The 17,009-nt window shown below is 61.0% G+C and carries 15 protein-coding genes and 3 rRNA genes; 4 read left to right on the top strand and 14 right to left on the bottom strand.

Annotated features, from left to right (window positions below; translation table 11 throughout):
* Positions 1–4 precede the first annotated feature (4 nt).
* From ACF3NP_RS11015 to ACF3NP_RS10990, 6 genes are all read right to left on the bottom strand, one after another.
* Positions 5–157 carry a hypothetical protein gene (locus tag ACF3NP_RS11015; protein ID WP_035000279.1) on the bottom strand — a complete coding sequence of 51 codons (153 nt, stop codon included), beginning with the start codon at positions 155–157 and terminating at the stop codon, positions 5–7.
* A 2-nt stretch (positions 158–159) separates the two neighbouring features.
* Complete coding sequence (locus ACF3NP_RS11010; RefSeq protein ID WP_181889285.1) at positions 160–966, bottom strand: class E sortase; 807 nt, start codon at positions 964–966, stop codon at positions 160–162.
* Between the two features lie 24 nt (positions 967–990).
* A complete protein-coding gene (locus ACF3NP_RS11005) occupies positions 991–1,617 on the bottom strand; it encodes a TetR/AcrR family transcriptional regulator (protein WP_070475886.1) in 627 nt (208 codons plus the stop codon).
* 112 nt (positions 1,618–1,729) lie between these two features.
* On the bottom strand, positions 1,730–1,999 hold the full coding sequence (locus tag ACF3NP_RS11000) for a GlsB/YeaQ/YmgE family stress response membrane protein (RefSeq protein WP_181889286.1): 270 nt from the start codon (positions 1,997–1,999) through the stop codon (positions 1,730–1,732).
* Positions 2,000–2,103: 104 nt separating this feature from the next.
* Positions 2,104–3,000, bottom strand: coding sequence for a universal stress protein (locus ACF3NP_RS10995; RefSeq protein WP_181889287.1), 897 nt, complete (start codon positions 2,998–3,000; stop codon positions 2,104–2,106).
* Between the two features lie 58 nt (positions 3,001–3,058).
* Entirely contained in the window at positions 3,059–3,205 is a 147-nt protein-coding gene (locus ACF3NP_RS10990; protein ID WP_181889288.1) for a hypothetical protein, read from the bottom strand.
* A gap of 22 nt (positions 3,206–3,227) precedes the next feature.
* On the opposite strand from ACF3NP_RS10990, the gene ACF3NP_RS10985 reads away from it, so the two are divergent.
* On the top strand, positions 3,228–4,208 hold the full coding sequence (locus ACF3NP_RS10985) for a pseudouridine synthase (RefSeq protein ID WP_236883434.1): 981 nt from the start codon (positions 3,228–3,230) through the stop codon (positions 4,206–4,208).
* A gap of 946 nt (positions 4,209–5,154) precedes the next feature.
* Here the strand turns inward: ACF3NP_RS10985 and rrf are convergent.
* The 6 genes from rrf to ACF3NP_RS10955 all read right to left on the bottom strand — a co-directional run bounded on the left by rrf (position 5,155) and on the right by ACF3NP_RS10955 (position 13,139).
* A 5S ribosomal RNA gene (gene rrf / locus ACF3NP_RS10980) occupies positions 5,155–5,272 on the bottom strand.
* A 170-nt stretch (positions 5,273–5,442) separates the two neighbouring features.
* Positions 5,443–8,529, bottom strand: a 23S ribosomal RNA gene (locus ACF3NP_RS10975).
* 403 nt (positions 8,530–8,932) lie between these two features.
* Positions 8,933–10,448, bottom strand: a 16S ribosomal RNA gene (locus ACF3NP_RS10970).
* The 16S, 23S and 5S rRNA genes sit together here, the layout of an rRNA operon.
* Positions 10,449–11,011: 563 nt before the next feature.
* On the bottom strand, positions 11,012–12,010 hold the full coding sequence (locus tag ACF3NP_RS10965) for a hypothetical protein (protein ID WP_181889290.1): 999 nt from the start codon (positions 12,008–12,010) through the stop codon (positions 11,012–11,014).
* The gene (locus ACF3NP_RS10960) at positions 12,010–12,768 is read right to left on the bottom strand and encodes an ATP-binding cassette domain-containing protein (RefSeq protein WP_181889291.1); all 759 of its coding nucleotides are present in this window, start codon (positions 12,766–12,768) and stop codon (positions 12,010–12,012) included. Before ACF3NP_RS10960 ends, ACF3NP_RS10965 begins: the two co-directional genes overlap by 1 nt.
* Complete coding sequence (locus tag ACF3NP_RS10955) at positions 12,765–13,139, bottom strand: GntR family transcriptional regulator (protein ID WP_181889292.1); 375 nt, start codon at positions 13,137–13,139, stop codon at positions 12,765–12,767. Before ACF3NP_RS10955 ends, ACF3NP_RS10960 begins: the two co-directional genes overlap by 4 nt.
* Positions 13,140–13,322: 183 nt before the next feature.
* Here ACF3NP_RS10955 and ACF3NP_RS10950 point away from each other — a divergent pair, with 183 nt between their 5' ends.
* Positions 13,323–14,729 carry an NYN domain-containing protein gene (locus ACF3NP_RS10950; RefSeq protein ID WP_392398689.1) on the top strand — a complete coding sequence of 469 codons (1,407 nt, stop codon included), beginning with the start codon at positions 13,323–13,325 and terminating at the stop codon, positions 14,727–14,729.
* A gap of 316 nt (positions 14,730–15,045) precedes the next feature.
* Here ACF3NP_RS10950 and ACF3NP_RS10945 read toward each other — a convergent pair whose 3' ends face one another.
* Together ACF3NP_RS10945 and ACF3NP_RS10940 are read right to left on the bottom strand one after the other, a co-directional pair.
* Positions 15,046–16,011 carry a PspA/IM30 family protein gene (locus ACF3NP_RS10945; RefSeq protein ID WP_181889293.1) on the bottom strand — a complete coding sequence of 322 codons (966 nt, stop codon included), beginning with the start codon at positions 16,009–16,011 and terminating at the stop codon, positions 15,046–15,048.
* 88 nt (positions 16,012–16,099) lie between these two features.
* Positions 16,100–16,471, bottom strand: coding sequence for a thioredoxin family protein (locus ACF3NP_RS10940; RefSeq protein WP_181889294.1), 372 nt, complete (start codon positions 16,469–16,471; stop codon positions 16,100–16,102).
* Positions 16,472–16,592: 121 nt separating this feature from the next.
* On the opposite strand from ACF3NP_RS10940, the gene ACF3NP_RS10935 reads away from it, so the two are divergent.
* Positions 16,593–16,793, top strand: coding sequence for a heavy-metal-associated domain-containing protein (locus tag ACF3NP_RS10935; RefSeq protein WP_070472153.1), 201 nt, complete (start codon positions 16,593–16,595; stop codon positions 16,791–16,793).
* Between the two features lie 12 nt (positions 16,794–16,805).
* Complete coding sequence (locus ACF3NP_RS10930; RefSeq protein ID WP_181889295.1) at positions 16,806–17,006, top strand: heavy-metal-associated domain-containing protein; 201 nt, start codon at positions 16,806–16,808, stop codon at positions 17,004–17,006.
* Positions 17,007–17,009: the final 3 nt, after the last annotated feature.

Raw genomic sequence — 17,009 nt, 5'->3', positions numbered from 1 at the left:
GGGGTTACACCGCGACGTCGTTGTAGGGCATCATCGACGACACCCACGGGTAAACAACCTCCATGAGCAGGAAAAACACGCCCACCAGAATGATCAGGGTGAGCAGCCACTTCACCGGAGCGGGGCCGGGAAGCTTGCGCCACAGTGCCGCATACATCGCTATCGCACCTCTTTCTTGGCTTTCATGGCGGGCGGCAGCGCGCCCGACGGGTCCTTCGGCTGCACCTCCGTGCGCACCGCGTGGATGATCATGCGCTCCGCGTTGGAGAACTGCGGATGGCACGTGGTCAGCGTGATCAGGCCCTCCATGCCCGGCTCCACCTTCGTCGAGCGGTTGCCCGGGATGGGGTTGACCACCTCAATGTCACCCGGCAGCGTGATCTCGCGGCCTTTGACCTGCGCGTAGTCGCCTGCCGCGATGCGTTCGTTGAGCTCGCCGGGCAGGCAATCGATGCCTTCCCTGCGGCGCTCCCCCGGGTCTAGCGACATCGGCAGCACGCGGTAGGTCACCCACTCGGTCTGCGTTTCCACCACGATGGCGTCGCAAGCCTTCAGCGCACCTAAGTCGTTGAACGGGGCGCCCTTGCCCACGCGGTGCCCGGCCACGGCGAAGTTGCCGTCCTCGCCCGGCATCTGAGTGCCCGGGTAGCGGCCCGGGCCGGTGAGCAGCTGGTGCTCCTGGACGCCCTCGACGATGGCGAACTGGTAGTCCTGGCCGAACGCCGGGATGTACATGCGCGCGAACGCGTCGCCCAGCTCCGTGGCCTTGGCCTGGCGGGGGTTGACCCACTGCTCTTCCAGACGGGTCTGCACCTCGTCCTGCATTTTGGCCGAGGCGATGTTTGTCCAATAAGACTCGTAAAACGCGAACAACAGCAGTAACACGCCGAACGTGAGCAGCAACTCGCCAATCACCTGCGAAGCGGTAACGCGGCGCGGCTGCGTGTGCATGTGGGCCGTGGTCATGCGGCTCAGCGTAGCGCCGGCGCGCTAGATGGAGTAATCCGGCGGCGGCGCGCCCAGCGTGTTCTCCGCCAGGGCGCGGGCGGTGCGCAGCGGCTCGACGCTGTGCAGGATCCTCGCGCCGGACAGCCCGCCGTCGAGGAAGATCAGCAGCTCATCCGCCAGCGCGGAGGACTCGTAGCCGTTCTTCTCCGTCAACAGCGCGGTGATCGTTTCGTGCATCCAAGAGCGGTGCGCCATGCACGCCGCGATGATGCGCTCTTCCGACTCCACCTCGGGGCGCGGGTATTCGCCCGCGGCGTTGAGGAAGGGCGAACCGCGGAAGTCCTTGTCCGGCTCTTCGTCGATAGCCATGTCGAAGAATGCGAGGATCTTCGCGTCCGCGTCCGGCGCCTTCGCGGCCCGCTCGCCCCACCGGGCGCGGAACTGCTCGTCCAGCTGCTCCAGGTAGGCGATGACAAGGTTGTCCTTCGAGCCCAGCAGCGAATACAGCGAGGCCTTCGCCACGTCCGCCTCGCGCAGAATCCGGTCGATGCCGATGACGCGGATGCCTTCTTCGGTGAACAGTTTTGTTGCAGCGTCCAGCAGCCTTTGGCGCGGGCTCGGCCGGTCGCGGCGGCGTTGCGCTGGCTTCTTCTTGCTGGTGGTGGCCAAGGAATACTCCTTCTTGGGTTGGTCGCCTATCAATATAGACAAACCGGTACGTATATTCCACCGGGCACGAAAAAATCCCCCGGGTTCCACCCGAGGGATTTCGCGCTTGTGCCTATCGACGCTTGCTGGTCACCAAATTGATGATCCACAGCAAAATCACCGCGCCGAGCAAGCAGGTGAGGAAGCTGAAGAACAGCCCGCCGCCGGCGACGTCCACGCCGAACACGGACAGCAGCCAGCCGCCGAGCAGACCGCCGATAACGCCGACCACGATATTCAAGCCGATGCCCATCTGTGCGTCACGGTTCTGAATCTTGGAACCGATCCAGCCAGCAAGGCCGCCGATAACAATCCAACCGATAAGACCCATTGCAGGTGCCATAGTGTTTCAAACCCTTCTAATTGCTTTAATCATTACGGGAGCCATTATGCGCCTCTTATGATTTGGGCGAGCAACGCATCGCATGCAATTGCGTAACAATTCGCTTACGAATCTTGTGTACGCACGACCATCATCGGGCACGGCGCTTCCTGCAGCAGCGCGCGCGACGTGGAGCCCAGCAGCATGCCCTTGAAGCCGCCCCGGCCGTGGGAGCCGGTGACCAGCAGCTGCGCGCCTTCGGCGGCGCTGGCCAGCGCACGGACCGGGCGGTCGCGCGTGATGGTCTTCTTCACCACCACGTCCGGGTACTGCTCCGCGAGCTCGTTCAGGTAGCTGCCAAGCAGCTCTTCTTTCTCCGCCTGCACAGCCTTCCAGTGGTCCTCGGAGACCGCATATCCTGCGCCCGGGCCCTGGATTTGAGTGTCAACCCAGGTGTGCACCGCGTGCAGCTCAGCACCGCGCGCGGCCGCCTCCTCGAAGGCAACTTCGGTGGCGCGGCGGGACACCTCAGAGCCGTCCACGCCGACCACGACAGGGCCATACTTGTTCGCTTCAGTCACCGCGTTGTCTTCGCGAACAACCACCACCGGGCAGGACGCGTGCGAGACGACGGCGCCGGATACGGAGCCGAGCACCATGCCGGAAATGCCGCTCAGGCCGCGCGAGCCCATGACCACCATGGTGCATTCCTTCGACATCTCCAGCAGCATGTCAATCGGAGAGCCCTCCGCGACCGCGTGGCCGATGTGCAGGTCCGGCGCAACATCGAGCGCGATTTCGCGCGCGCGGTCAACGGTCTGCAGGGTCTCACGCTGCAGCTCGTCAAAGACCTCTTGTGGCGGCACCATGCCCTCCGCGTACAGGAACTGCGGCATGGAGTAGGCCGCCGCGAGCCGCAGCGGGATGTTGCGCTTCATCGCCGTATTTGCGGCCCACCGGACCGCATTGTCGGAGGCGGGGCTGTCGTCGACGGCAACAACAACGATATCTTCCTGGGTCATGTGCAAACCTTTCCTAGGATCGGCTGGTTATATCCCCATTCTAGTGCCGTCCGCGGGGTTAGCGCGGCAGTTCCTGCGGCGTCGCCGCCGGCGCGTTCGCGGGGAACAGCACCTGGTAGATCACGCTCAGAACGTCCATGATGGTCTTGCCGATGCCGTCCGAGAAGAACGCCACCAGCGGTTCAACCAATGCTCCAAAATCCATGGCGGCTAATCTACTACACAGCATGGCACGGAAGAAGACTCAGAAGACGGGGCCGCTGCCGCCCCGCGACGGCCTCGGCGCCTCCCGCGCGCGTGTGCCAGAAGGCCCAGGCATCACGGCCGCCGACTTCATCTGGGAACTGGTGTCCACCCAACGCCACCGCCACCCCGAGGACAACGTGGATGGGGTGCTGGCGAGGTTCACCGAAGGTCTCGTCGTAAAGCGAGATGGGTCCCCCATTGCAGCGGATGACCTGCTGGAACCGGGCACCGACGTGTTCTTCTACCGCCGCCCGGCCCCCGAAAAGCCCGTCCCCCACCAGATCACCACAGTGTTCGAGGACGACGACCTTCTCGTCGTGGACAAACCGCCATTCATCGCCACAATGCCCCGCGGCTCCCACATCACCGAAACCGCGACCGTGCGGCTGCGGCGCGCCACCGGGAACGAAGAGCTCACGCCCGCGCACCGCCTCGACCGCGCCACCTCAGGGCTCCTTCTCCTGACCAAACGCCGCGCCATCCGCGGCGCCTACCAGGAGCTCTTCGCGCGCCGCGAGGTACGCAAGGAGTACCAAGCAATCGCATTGCTTCACGACGTCCCTCCGGCCACCCCCTGGCACCACCACCTCACCAAACAGTCCGGCGAACCCGCAGCGAGGCTGGTGCCCGGCGAAGAACCCAACGCCACGACAGTGGTTGACAGCGTTTCCCGCCTCGACCCTGACCTGGAGGCGTCGTTGCAGAAGCGCTACGGGGTTGCAGGCGCCCTAGGGCGGTATGTTTTGCAGCCAGAAACCGGACGCACACATCAGCTACGCGTGCAAATGATGGCGGAGGCCGCCCCAATTCTTGGCGACCGCATCTACCCCACACTGTTGCCCGCCGACGACGAGGACTTCGCCGTACCGATGCTGCTCAGGTGCACCGGCCTAGAGTTCACCGACCCATTGAGCGGGTGCGTTCGGGACTTCAAGCTCAGCGACGACTGGCCTGTGCTGTAGCTGCGACTCCTCCGCGCCGGAAGTTTTGACTTGCGTTGGTGGGTGTCGACCCATTGTTGGTGGGGCCGTGGTTGTCCGCAATGCGGAAGTCCGCACGGCGGATTTCCCAGGGGCGCCGGCAGCCTGGGGGGTGGTCTCCGCTGCTCAGCTAAGGGGCCCCTGCGGCGACGTGCGGCGTACCGGTTGTGCACGAATCGACAGCGCTGCCACGTTTGCCCAGGTGAATTCTGGGGAGGCGGGTTGTTTCGTCGATTCGTACAATTCGTGGGTGCGGGCCAATGATGGGTGTGTGCGGGGTTGTCCGCAATGCGGAGTCCGCAATGGCGCCGGCAGCCTGGGGGTGGTCTCGTAGAAGTTGACGACCGGCCGGTATCCGGCGACCGTTTCCCCAGGTCGCAAATCGGTGTTGTCAGCTTTTGCGAAACCCCATCTACCGGACAGCAAGTTCGTTGGAGTGCACCCATAGTTGGCGGCACCGCCGTTGTCCGCAATGCGGAGTTTGGTGCCAATGATGGGTGCGGGTGTGGTTGTCCGCAATGCGGCGTCCGCAAGGGCGCCGGAAGAGGTGTCTCGCAGAAGTTGACGAGCGGCCGGTTTTCACCCCGTGTTTCTCCAGGTTGCAAAACGCTGTTGTCAGCTTTTACGAAACCCCGCCTACCGGACGGCAGGTCCGTTGGTGTCCACCCATTGTTGGCGGTGTCGCTGGTGTCCGCAATGCGAAGTTTGCTCGGGTACGGAAATTCGTGGGTTCCCGCCAATGATGGGTGCGGGCGGGGTTGTCCGCAATGCGTAAGTCCGCACGACACCGGGTGCTTGTGGGTGCACACCAATTGTTGGTGTCGGTCGTGTTGTCCGCAATGCGCAACCCCGCAAACATGCAACACCAAAAGAAGGCACCCGCCACACAAATGGTTGTGTGGCGGGTGCTTGTTGTGTGAAGTTGTTGGGTCGGCGGTAACCTACTCTCCCACTCCCTCCCGGGGGCAGTACCATCGGCGCGGGCGGGCTTAGCTTCCGGGTTCGGAATGGGACCGGGCGTTTCCCCGCCGCCATCAACCACCGACACACCTGTGGGGGCGTGTACGGCTGATCATGTCAGCAGTATGTAATTGTGTCGGCCAACACTGTGTGTGGTGTTGGTGTGTTGTGTCAGTGACTGCACAGTGGACGCGGAGCATGTTGCTCTTGCTTGTGTTTGTTTCGCGGTGTTCACACCCTTGGTTGGTGTGCGACGATGCGTGTGTTTATTGGTGTATTAGTACCGGTCGCCTCCACACATTACTGTGCTTCCAGGTCCGGCCTATCAACCCAGTCGTCTTCTGGGAACCTCAAATGAAACCTCATCTTAAAACAGGCTTCCCGCTTAGATGCTTTCAGCGGTTATCCCTTCCGTACGTAGCCAACCAGCCGTGCTCCTGGCGGAACAACTGGCACACTAGAGGTACGTCCGTCCCGGTCCTCTCGTACTAGGGACAGCCTTCTTCAAGTTTCAACGCGCGCGGCGGATAGAGACCGAACTGTCTCACGACGTTCTGAACCCAGCTCGCGTGCCGCTTTAATGGGCGAACAGCCCAACCCTTGGGACCTACTCCAGCCCCAGGATGCGACGAGCCGACATCGAGGTGCCAAACCATCCCGTCGATATGGACTCTTGGGGAAGATCAGCCTGTTATCCCCGGGGTACCTTTTATCCGTTGAGCGACACCACATCCACAAGTAGGTGCCGGATCACTAGTCCCGACTTTCGTCCCTGCTCGACTAGTCAGTCTCGCAGTCAAGCTCCCTTGTGCACTTACACTCTAGACACCTGATTGCCAACCAGGCTGAGGGAACCTTTGGGCGCCTCCGTTACATTTTGGGAGGCAACCGCCCCAGTTAAACTACCCACCAGGCACTGTCCCCAACCCAGATCATGGGCCAAGGTTAGATATCCACTACGGTCAGAGTGGTATTTCAACAACGACTCCACACACACTAGCGTGCATGCTTCACAGTCTCCCACCTATCCTACACAAACCGCACCGAATGCCAATACCAAGCTATAGTGAAGGTCCCGGGGTCTTTTCGTCCTGCCGCGCGAAACGAGCATCTTTACTCGTACTGCAATTTCACCGGGCCTGTGGTTGAGACAGCAGGGGAGTCGTTACGCCATTCGTGCAGGTCGGAACTTACCCGACAAGGAATTTCGCTACCTTAGGATGGTTATAGTTACCACCGCCGTTTACTGGGGCTTAAATTCTCCGCTTCGGACATGACGTCCTAACAGGTCCTCTTAACCTTCCAGCACCGGGCAGGCGTCAGTCCGTATACATCAACTTAACCGTCTTCGCACGGACCTGTGTTTTTGATAAACAGTCGCTCCCCTCTCTTCTCTGCGACCCACACCAGCTGCCGCACGTGAAGTGCTTGACTAGTGCAGGTCCCCCTTCTCCCGAAGTTACGGGGGCATTTTGCCGAGTTCCTTAACCACAGTTCACCCGCTCGCCTCAGTATTTTCTACCTGACCACCTGTGTCGGTTATGGGTACGGGCCGTATACGCACATCGCTAGAGGCTTTTCTCGGCAGTCCAGGATCACCAACATCACCCAAGCAAGGGCTACGCATCACGCCTCACACAAAAAACACCAGGATTTACCGTGGTGTCGTGCCACACGCTTGCACCGCAATCCAATCAGCGGCTCGGCTACCTCACTGCGTCACCCCATCACTGACCTACAACGGATCAGGCCCCACGCATCACCACCAACCAACCACTTCGAAAAGTGGCAACGGCTAGCGGGTCAGGGTGGTTAGTATCACCGCTTCGATACTGGGCGCGCATATACGGGTACGGGAATATCAACCCGTTAACCATCGACTACGCCTGTCGGCCTCGCCTTAGGACCCGACTCACCCTGGGAAGACGAACTTGACCCAGGAACCCTTAGTCATCCGGCGGGCAAGATTCTCACTTGCCATTCGTTACTCATGCCTGCATTCTCACTCGCATGCAGTCCACCGCTCCTTCCGGTACGGCTTCACCCCACACACGACGCTCCCCTACCCAAACAAAAATGTTTGCCGCGGCTTCGGCGGTGTGCTTGAGCCCCACTACATTGTCGGCGCGGAACCACTCGACCAGTGAGCTATTACGCACTCTTTCAAGGATGGCTGCTTCTAAGCCAACCTCCTGGCTGTCTTCGCGATCCCACATCCTTTTCCACTTAGCACACCCTTAGGGGCCTTAACCGGCGATCTGGGCTGTTTCCCTCTCGACTATGAAGCTTATCCCCCACAGTCTCACTGCAATGCACCACTATAAACCGGTATTCGGAGTTTGGCTGACGTCGCTAAGATGATAGTCCCGCTCAACCAACCAGTAGCTCTACCTCCGGCAAGCTCACATCACGCTGCACCTAAATGCATTTCGGGGAGAACCAGCTATCACGGAGTTTGATTGGCCTTTCACCCCTACCCACAGCTCATCCCCTCAGTTTTCAACCTAAGTGGGTTCGCGCCTCCACAACCTCTTACAGCTGCTTCACACTGGCCATGGGTAGATCACCCCGCTTCGGGTCCAGGACATGCCACTACAAACACCCTATTCGGATTCGCTTTCGCTACGACTACCCCACATAACGGGTTAACCTCGCGACATGCCGCTGACTCGCAGGCTCATTCTTCAAAAGGCACGCCATCACACACAAAAAAGTGCTCTGACGGATTGTAAGCGCATGGTTTCAGGAACTCTTTCACTCCCCTCCCGGGGTACTTTTCACCATTCCCTCACGGTACTTAATCCACTATCGGTCACACTGAGTATTTAGGCTTACCGGGTGGTCCCGGCAGATTCACAGCAGATTCCACGAGCCCGCTGCTACTCGGGGAAAACACAAACCACACAACCACACACACCTTCACGTACAGGACTTTTCACCTACTCCGGCGCACCATCCCAGATGCTTCCGCTGATATGTGCACATTGCGCGTGCAGTTGACAGCCTGCACCATTTGCGCCCCACAACACCGCACACGCAACCCCTGCCAGGTATCACACGCACACGGTTTAGCCTCATCCGCTATCGCTCGCCACTACACACGGAATCACAATTGTTTTCTTCTCCTACGGGTACTGAGATGTTTCACTTCCCCGCGTCAACCCCCACACAGACTATGTATTCACCTGCGGGTAACACCACACAACTGGTGCTGGGTTTCCCCATTCGGACATCCTCGGATCAACGCTTTGTTGGCAACTCCCCGAGGCATAACGCAGCCTCACACGTCCTTCATCGGCTCAGCATGCCAAGGCATCCACCATACGCCCGTAACAAAACACACGGACACACAAACAATCAAGGTACAAACACCAAAACACAAAAAAGAAAGATACTCGCGTCCACTATACAGTTCTCACACAACACAACCCCCACACACAACCAACCACAACACAGTGGCCGATCCACGCAAGGGCCCAACAGGAACAACCTTGTGCTGCCCCAGACACCCAACAGTGCACCAACGCATAATCTTTTGTCACGCAAACCGGATGCATCCACCCACCAGGCACCACGCGGCGCACAACCCCTTCACAGGCCAGCCGCACCACCATCCAGACGATGCCACCATGACCTTGAAGGTGTGTCTCCACCCGGCAAAAATACTTCCGTGGCAGTCGCACACTCGGCGACTCAACCACACACACTTGGCCCACAACTGCGGGCGAATAATAAAAGCTCCTTAGAAAGGAGGTGATCCAGCCGCACCTTCCGGTACGGCTACCTTGTTACGACTTCGTCCCAATCGCCGATCCCACCTTCGACAGCTCCCATGACAGGCCACTGGCTTCGGGTGTTACCAACTTTCATGACGTGACGGGCGGTGTGTACAAGGCCCGGGAACGTATTCACCGCAGCGTTGCTGATCTGCGATTACTAGCGACTCCGACTTCATGGGGTCGAGTTGCAGACCCCAATCCGAACTACGACCGGCTTTACAGCGATTAGCTCACCCTCACAGGCTTGCAGACGCGTTGTACCGACCATTGTAGCATGTGTGAAGCCCTGGACATAAGGGGCATGATGATTTGACGTCATCCCCACCTTCCTCCGAGTTAACCCCGGCAGTCTCTCACGAGTCCCCACCATAACGTGCTGGCAACATAAGACAAGGGTTGCGCTCGTTGCGGGACTTAACCCAACATCTCACGACACGAGCTGACGACAACCATGCACCACCTGTACACCAACCACAAAGGGAAACCGTATCTCTACGGCGATCTGGTGTATGTCAAGCCCAGGTAAGGTTCTTCGCGTTGCATCGAATTAATCCACATGCTCCGCCGCTTGTGCGGGCCCCCGTCAATTCCTTTGAGTTTTAGCCTTGCGGCCGTACTCCCCAGGCGGGGCGCTTAATGCGTTAGCTACGGCACGAACCCCGTGGAAGGGACTCACACCTAGCGCCCACCGTTTACGGCATGGACTACCAGGGTATCTAATCCTGTTCGCTACCCATGCTTTCGCTCCTCAGCGTCAGTTACTGCCCAGAGACCTGCCTTCGCCATCGGTGTTCCTCCTGATATCTGCGCATTCCACCGCTACACCAGGAATTCCAGTCTCCCCTACAGCACTCAAGTTATGCCCGTATCGCCTGCAGTCCCGCAGTTAAGCTGCGGGCTTACACAAACGACGCGACAAACCACCTACGAGCTCTTTACGCCCAGTAATTCCGGACAACGCTCGCACCCTACGTATTACCGCGGCTGCTGGCACGTAGTTAGCCGGTGCTTCTTCTCCAGGTACCGTCACTTGCGCTTCGTCCCTAGCGAAAGGAGTTTACAACCCGAAGGCCGTCATCCCCCACGCGGCGTCGCTGCATCAGGCTTGCGCCCATTGTGCAATATTCCCCACTGCTGCCTCCCGTAGGAGTCTGGGCCGTATCTCAGTCCCAATGTGGCCGTACACCCTCTCAGGCCGGCTACCCGTCGACGCCTTGGTAGGCCATTACCCCACCAACAAGCTGATAGGCCGCGAGCTCATCCCACACCGAAAAACTTTCCACAATGGCATCCAAACCATCGTCCTATCCGGTATTAGACCCAGTTTCCCAGGCTTATCCCGAAGTGCAGGGCAGATCACCCACGTGTTACTCACCCGTTCGCCACTCGAGTACCCCTGCAAGCAGGAGCCTTTCCGTTCGACTTGCATGTGTTAAGCACGCCGCCAGCGTTCATCCTGAGCCAGGATCAAACTCTCCACAAAAAGTTTCAGAAAGAAACAGGCCGTGAAAAGCCCAAACCCAACCAAAAACAAACCAAACACCCAACACCCAAAACCAGGGCATCAAGTGACTGGCAAAAATCCAAAAATTACAAAGGTTCAACAACCAACCCCCAACCCGACGGGGTCGAAAACACAGGGGTCGGCCAAAAATACGTGAAACATGTTCAACCACACCCCACGCACACTGAACCAAACAGATGACGCGATCCATCATTGGAATTCAACCACGCCACCACCGGCACACACCCACAACAGGGCGCACACCACACAGTGCACAAAACGAGGCAGGCAAACACACCCACGCAACAAAAGTACATTGGCACACTATCGAGTTCTCAAACAACACCAGCACACCCAAACCAACCCACACAACAGTGGACCAGCCTCAAGTGACTTTGGAATCTGCCAGCGATTGTTTTCCTGCCCGCCACACAAACCGGAAAGAATCTCACTTTCCAGCGGGGCGTTGTCGGTCTCGCTGACTCGATATAAGTTACACACACCCCACACACAACACAAACCCGCAGCGCACAGACTGTTTTCTACCTGTTCTTAAGCGCTTGTTTGGGGTTCATATAGCCACCCAAATACGCCACCTGCATCACTACACCAACCAACAACAGCGCTCCGGCGACGACAAGGACGTAAACGGTCTCACTGTCCGTGAAGCTTTCCACTTCAACGGCTCGCGAGATGGGGATAAATAGGAATATCGTTGGATACAGCCCCATTTCGCTGCGCCGGGCTTTCAAGACCGATCCCAGCACCGCGCAGGCGAACGCACCCGCCGCCCCGACCACCACCGCGGCCCAGCTCAAACTCGAGACAACACCAACAACGACCATATAAAGCAGCACTGAGACAACTGTTGCCGCGAGCGATACTCCAAGCCAGCGCCGACGTGGCACCCCGTAGCTGGCGCCCACGTCTGTTCCGGCGATTGCCGAGCCGTGCATGCAATACATGCCGTACCAAACCAGCAGCGGCAAAGCCCCAATCCACACTCTGAGCGGCTCCGAACCAATGAAGCTTGCCAGGTACAGCGTCACGCAATGCGCCGCCGCGATACCGAATGCCCAGAGCAGCTGAGGTGTCCACACCAGCTCCACAAGGAAGCCGCGCGAGCCTAAGCGCGGCCGAACACGCTCACTCGCTTCGGGCACCTCGCCGGTGACGTAGCGCTGCCCCATGAGCAGGCCCATCGCCACAGCCCCCAAGGCGCCCACAACTCCAAACCAATCAGGCCGCAGCAGCAACGCGACGGCCGCGCCAATCACCACCGCCGGCACCACCGACATCGCGGCCAGTCGTAGCCGTCGACCCCGCGGCATGCCGTAGGCCGCGTACGCCGTCTTTTCCATTGAGAGCGCGCCGATGACAAACAAGGTCACAAATGCAGGCGTCATCACCGCAGTAAGCGGGTGGTCCGTAATCGTCGCGCCGAGCGCGAACATCGCCGCCAGCGGCACCATCCACAGCAACCTGTACAGCGAGGGCGCGACGAACTGGTGGCGAAAGAATCCGGGCAAGGTCGTGTTCATCAGTACACCTCCAGGTAGTGCTCGATGAGGTCGTCGAAGCGGGCGGGGCGGGCGTGGCGCGGCGCGGCGTCGATAGGCAAAAGCTCCCCTCCCACAACCGCGAAGGCGTCGGCGACTTCAGGGGCACATTGCTTTGCGACGGCCCCCTCACGCCCCAGAATCACTGCCGTATCCAGCACCTTCGCGGCGTCTTCGATGTGATGGGTGGCCATGACGATGGTGCGGCCGGTGTCCGCCTGGTCCAGCAGGTGGCGGTAGAACACCTCGGTGTTGTGGGTGTCCAGGCCGACGTAGGGCTCGTCCAGGAGCAGAAGATCGGTGCCGGATGCCAAGCCGATGACGATGGCGACCATGGCCCGTTGGCCGCGGGAAAGTTTCTCGTAACGGGTTTCCAGTGCCTGGTCCATGGCGAAGTCGGCGGTCAGCGCGTCGGCAAGCTGCTGGTCCCAGGTGCGGTAGCGCAACCGCGCACCCTTGATCACGTCCGCGCCGGACCACGTGCCCGGGTAGGCGGTATCAACGCCGGTCAGGCACGTGTTGTCCATGACGAAGGCGTTGTCGAAGGGGCGCACGCCGAACACCTCGACGGTGCCGGAGGTGGGTTTGAGTTGACCGGAGAGGATGCGCAGCAGCGTAGATTTTCCCACGCCGTTGCGGCCGAGCAGGCCGTGGATGCCGGGGCCCAGATCCAGGTCGACGCCGGTGAGCACGTCCTTGGAACCGAAGCTGCGGGTCAGGTCGCGGGTGTGGATGGTCATTGGTACATGCCTCTGCTTTCTGCGACGCGGTCGATTAGGTCGTGGAGGTCGGAGCGGGTGTAGCCCAGGTGCAGGGCTTCGTCGATGAGCGGGGCGATGTAGTCGCCGGCGAAATCCTCGCGACGCTTCGCCAGGATCTGGTCGCGGGCCCCGTCGGTGACGAACATGCCCAGGCCGCGACGCTTTTCCAGCACGTGGTCGTCGACAAGCAATGCAAGGCCCTTGCGCGCCGTCGCGGGATTGATTTCGTGAAACTGGGCGAGCTGATTCGTCGACGGTGCTTGCTCGCCGGGCTGCAATGTGCCGTCGACGATGAGGTCGGCGACGAAGCTGGCGATCTGCACGAAGAGGGGCTCTGCTTCTGTGTTCATGCCCTGCCCTCCGGTTGATTGGTTAGTTACTCGAGTAACTAACTGACTATCACGCAGCCCGGGGGAGCGCAACCAGTTCGCAGGAAACCGTGACAAATACGACGTGGAATGACTGAGCTTTTTCAGGCAAGATGGTGCGTGTAACGCAACTTAGCAACGAAAAAGAATCGGAATTTAGGAGCCATGCTTGAACGCACACTTGTGTTCGTCGACACGTCATACCTTCTCGCGAGCTTTTACAACTCGTGGGAAATCGGCGCCCGCGCACAGTTAGAAATTGACCTGCCGGAGGTTGTGGCAACCCTCGGCAAAATGATCACCAACCAACTCAACCAACCCATCCACCGCCAGTTCTGGTACGACGGCATCCCCGACTCAGGCCCGCACCGCTACCAGCGCGCGCTGCGCACCTGCGACGGCGTGCAACTGCGCACCGGCCAACTCATCGAGTGGGGCGAGCGCCGCACCCAAAAAGGCGTGGACACCCGCCTCGTCGCCGACCTTGTGGTCAACGGCGTGAGCGAAAAATTCACCGATTTCGTGCTGGTCTCCGGCGACGCGGACATGATCCCCGGCGTCGAGGAAGTGACCAGCCGCGGCGCGCGCATGCACCTCTACGGCTTCGGCTGGGACTCCATGTCCTCCGCCCTGCGCCACGCCTGCGACAGCACCACCATCCTCGACCCGCGCGAAGACTTCGCCGACGCCATGCGCCTCCAGGTGCTCGAGGGCCCGCTCCCGCCCAGCATCAGGGAGCGCCCGCTTAACGACGCTGCTCCGCTCGAAGAGGCGGACGGCCCCACCGCGGTTCCAGGGCTGGGCCCCGACCCGCTCCGGCCGGACGCCGGCGCTGCGGGGGACAACTCGGATTCGGACGCTACTTCGGATGCCGCCTCTGCGGGTGCTTCGTCCGCCCCGAAGCCGGGACAGGCGCCTGCTGCCGCACCCGCCGCCCCTGCCGCCCCGAAGCCGTCGGACATCGTGGGCACCCCGACCTCGCAACAACGCACCCACCGCCCGGACGAACCAGAGATGGACGAGCCTTCCGAGGCACAGGTGGAGGCCAACAACGAGTCGAACAAGCCCGGCAACCAGAACGTCTCCAGCGAGCCCGACCGCCCGTCGGCGCCCGCCCCGTCGGCCCCGGCCCCGTCGGCACCCGCCGAAAGCGCGAAGCCGACGCCCGCGTCGCTCGCCGGCACCAACTCGGATGCGTCTGCGAGCGCGCCGAAGCCCGGCCCCAAGCCTGCGCCGAAGCCGTCGATGATGGCTCCGCGCCGCAAGCTGCGCTCCCGCTACGTGCCGCTTCCCGAAGAAGTGTGGACCTCCGCCGGCTTCCAAACCCCCTATGACGTGGGCCAGCAGTACGCCAACTGGTGGTTTGAAAACGCCGCCTCCAGCGAACAGCGCGACAACGCCCACCTCCTCTCCGGCGGCGGGCTGCCCCCGGAGATCGACCGGCCGCTGCTGCAGTTCGCCTGCGAAACCCTGCACGAGTACACCCTGTCCGAGACCCAGCGCGTCAATCTCCGCGACGGGTTCCACTCCGGCATCCGCGGCGTACTCATCAACATCCGCCGGGAGAGCTAGCGCGCGGTCCCGGCGTTTCTACGGCGCCCCCGGGGGCTTCGGCCCTTTGGGGCGCCTTTTCGCCCCTCTTGCAAGATAGTTCACTCGCTTGTGAACTAATCGGACTGCGGGCTTCCAGCGTCCTGGGGATATTGAATTATTCAACCGCCCAAGTGGAACTAATTCACCAAACCGCTCCCGGCGAGTGAACAAACTTGCCAGAGGGCGCCGACACTTCGTGGCGGAATCTGTCAGGCGGCCCCTCGACCCCCAGGTCAGCACAAACGGCCGCCGTAATCTGTCAGGCGGCCGTTTGTGATCTGCTAGTTGGAGGCGGTTAGTCCTCGTCGCGCATGTACTTCTCGGCGTCGGCGAGGATGTCGTCGGTGTTGTTGGCGTTGTCGGTGCTGGAGGTCTCCGGGGCGTCGGCGGCGACGCGGCGGGAGCTGCCGGACGGCTTCTGCTCGGCGGCCGAGTCGGTGGCCGAGTCGGCGCCCTCGCCCTGCGAGCCCTCGCCCTCACCAGAGCCCGCCTCGAGCTGGCGGTCCGCGTCACCGGCGCCCGCGCCGGAGCCGGCCTCGAGCTCGCCGGACATGGACGCGCGGATCTGGTCCAGACGGCTGGCGGCGGCAGCGTCGGTGGAGCCGGACTCGATCTCGGCCATGCGGTCGGTCATGGAGTCCTTCATCAGCTCCTGCTGGCCCAGGGCGTTGGCGTAGCGGCGCTCAATCTTGTCGCGCACACCGTCGAGGGTGGGCACGTTGTCGTCGTTGAACTGGTTCATCGAGTCCATGGTCTTGGCCGTCTGCTCCTGCATGCGGGCCTGGTTGAGCTGGGACTCGAGCTGAGAGACCTGGGAGAGCTGCTCCTTCAGGTGCGCCTCGGACTGCTGCTGCTTCTGCTGCGCTTCCTTGGCGGCGTGGTCGGCGGACGCGTAGGCCTGCTTGGTCTGCTCGAGCTCCTGCTCCACGGACACCAGCTGGGTGGCGATGACCTCGGCGGCGTTGTTGAACTGCTGCGCCTTCTCGGCGTCGCCGGCCGCCTCCGCCTTCTGCGCGGCCTGCAGGGCGGTGCGCGCCTTGTTCTGCAGATCCTCCTGGGACTTGATCAGGCGTTCCATCTTCATCTGCAGCTGGTTCCGGTTGCCGATGATGTTGGCCGCGTGCTCGGAGATCGCCTTGTGCTGCTCCTTCGCAGCAGCGACGGCTTGCTGGATCTGCACCTTCGGGTCTGCGTTCTGGTCGATCTTGGTGTCGAACGACTGCATGAGGTACTTCCAGCCCTTGCTAAACGGGTTCGCCATTGGAGTGTCCTTCCGGTGGTGGGGTTCGTCGTTAGGCAAGTGTACGCATGAAAAAAGCGCCCGTCTCGCGGGCGCTGAATAAAAAGGCCTACTGCTCGGAGGCGTTCTGCTCGGCAATCTGGCGGCGGACGTCATCCATGTCCAGGTCCTTGACCTGCTGGATAAGGTCGTCCAACGCGGCCGGCGGCAAGGCGCCAGCGTTCTGGTAAATCAGGATGCCGTCGCGGAACGCCATCAGCGTCGGGATCGCCCGGATGTCCAACCCCCTGGCCACCTGCTGGTTGGCCTCGGTGTCGAGCTTGGCAAAGGTGACATCGGTGTGCTTTTCAGAGGCCTTCTCGTAGGTCGGCGCGAACTGCTTGCACGGGCCGCACCAGTCCGCCCATGCGTCCACAAACACGATGCCGTCTTGGGTAACGGTGTCCTGGAAAGTGTCATCGGTTACATCGATCGTGCTCAAAGTACGCTCCCTAAAGCTTTTGGTTATTGTTGTAGAGATTGCAACGGGTACAACCCTAACAATGTCCGAGCTATTCCAAGCCGGGCTGGAACGAGTGGAAACCAGGAGGCGTGCAGCAGCCATGACGAAGACGTACCGGATCTCGGGCCCGAAGGACGAAGTCGCGGTCGATTCGCTCAAAGACGAGCTGTCGCTGGTGGACGGCACCCACGAGGTAGATGTGGACCTCGAGGCCGGGCACCTCACCGTTGTCGGCTTCACCTTCGCTGACGAAGATATTGTGCAGGCGGCGAAAAACGCCGGCTACGTAATCGAGATATAAGGAGGACACACCATGGCTGAACGCGAGTTCAACGTTGAGGGCATGACCTGCGGGCACTGCGAAATGAGCGTGCAGGAGGAGATCTCCGAGGTCGCCGGTGTGACCGCTGTGAAGGCGGACCACACCACCGGGACTGTCACCGTCGAGGGTGACGGTTTTTCCACCGACGACATCGCGGCCGCGGTGAAAGAAGCTGGTTACACACTGGCCTAACGC

The sequence above is a fragment of the Corynebacterium lehmanniae genome (genome assembly GCF_043161975.1).
Taxonomy (GTDB): Bacteria; Actinomycetota; Actinomycetes; order Mycobacteriales; family Mycobacteriaceae; genus Corynebacterium; species Corynebacterium lehmanniae.
Note: the sequence above shows the minus strand (reverse complement) of the source record. Positions and strands in the feature narration are given on the sequence as shown.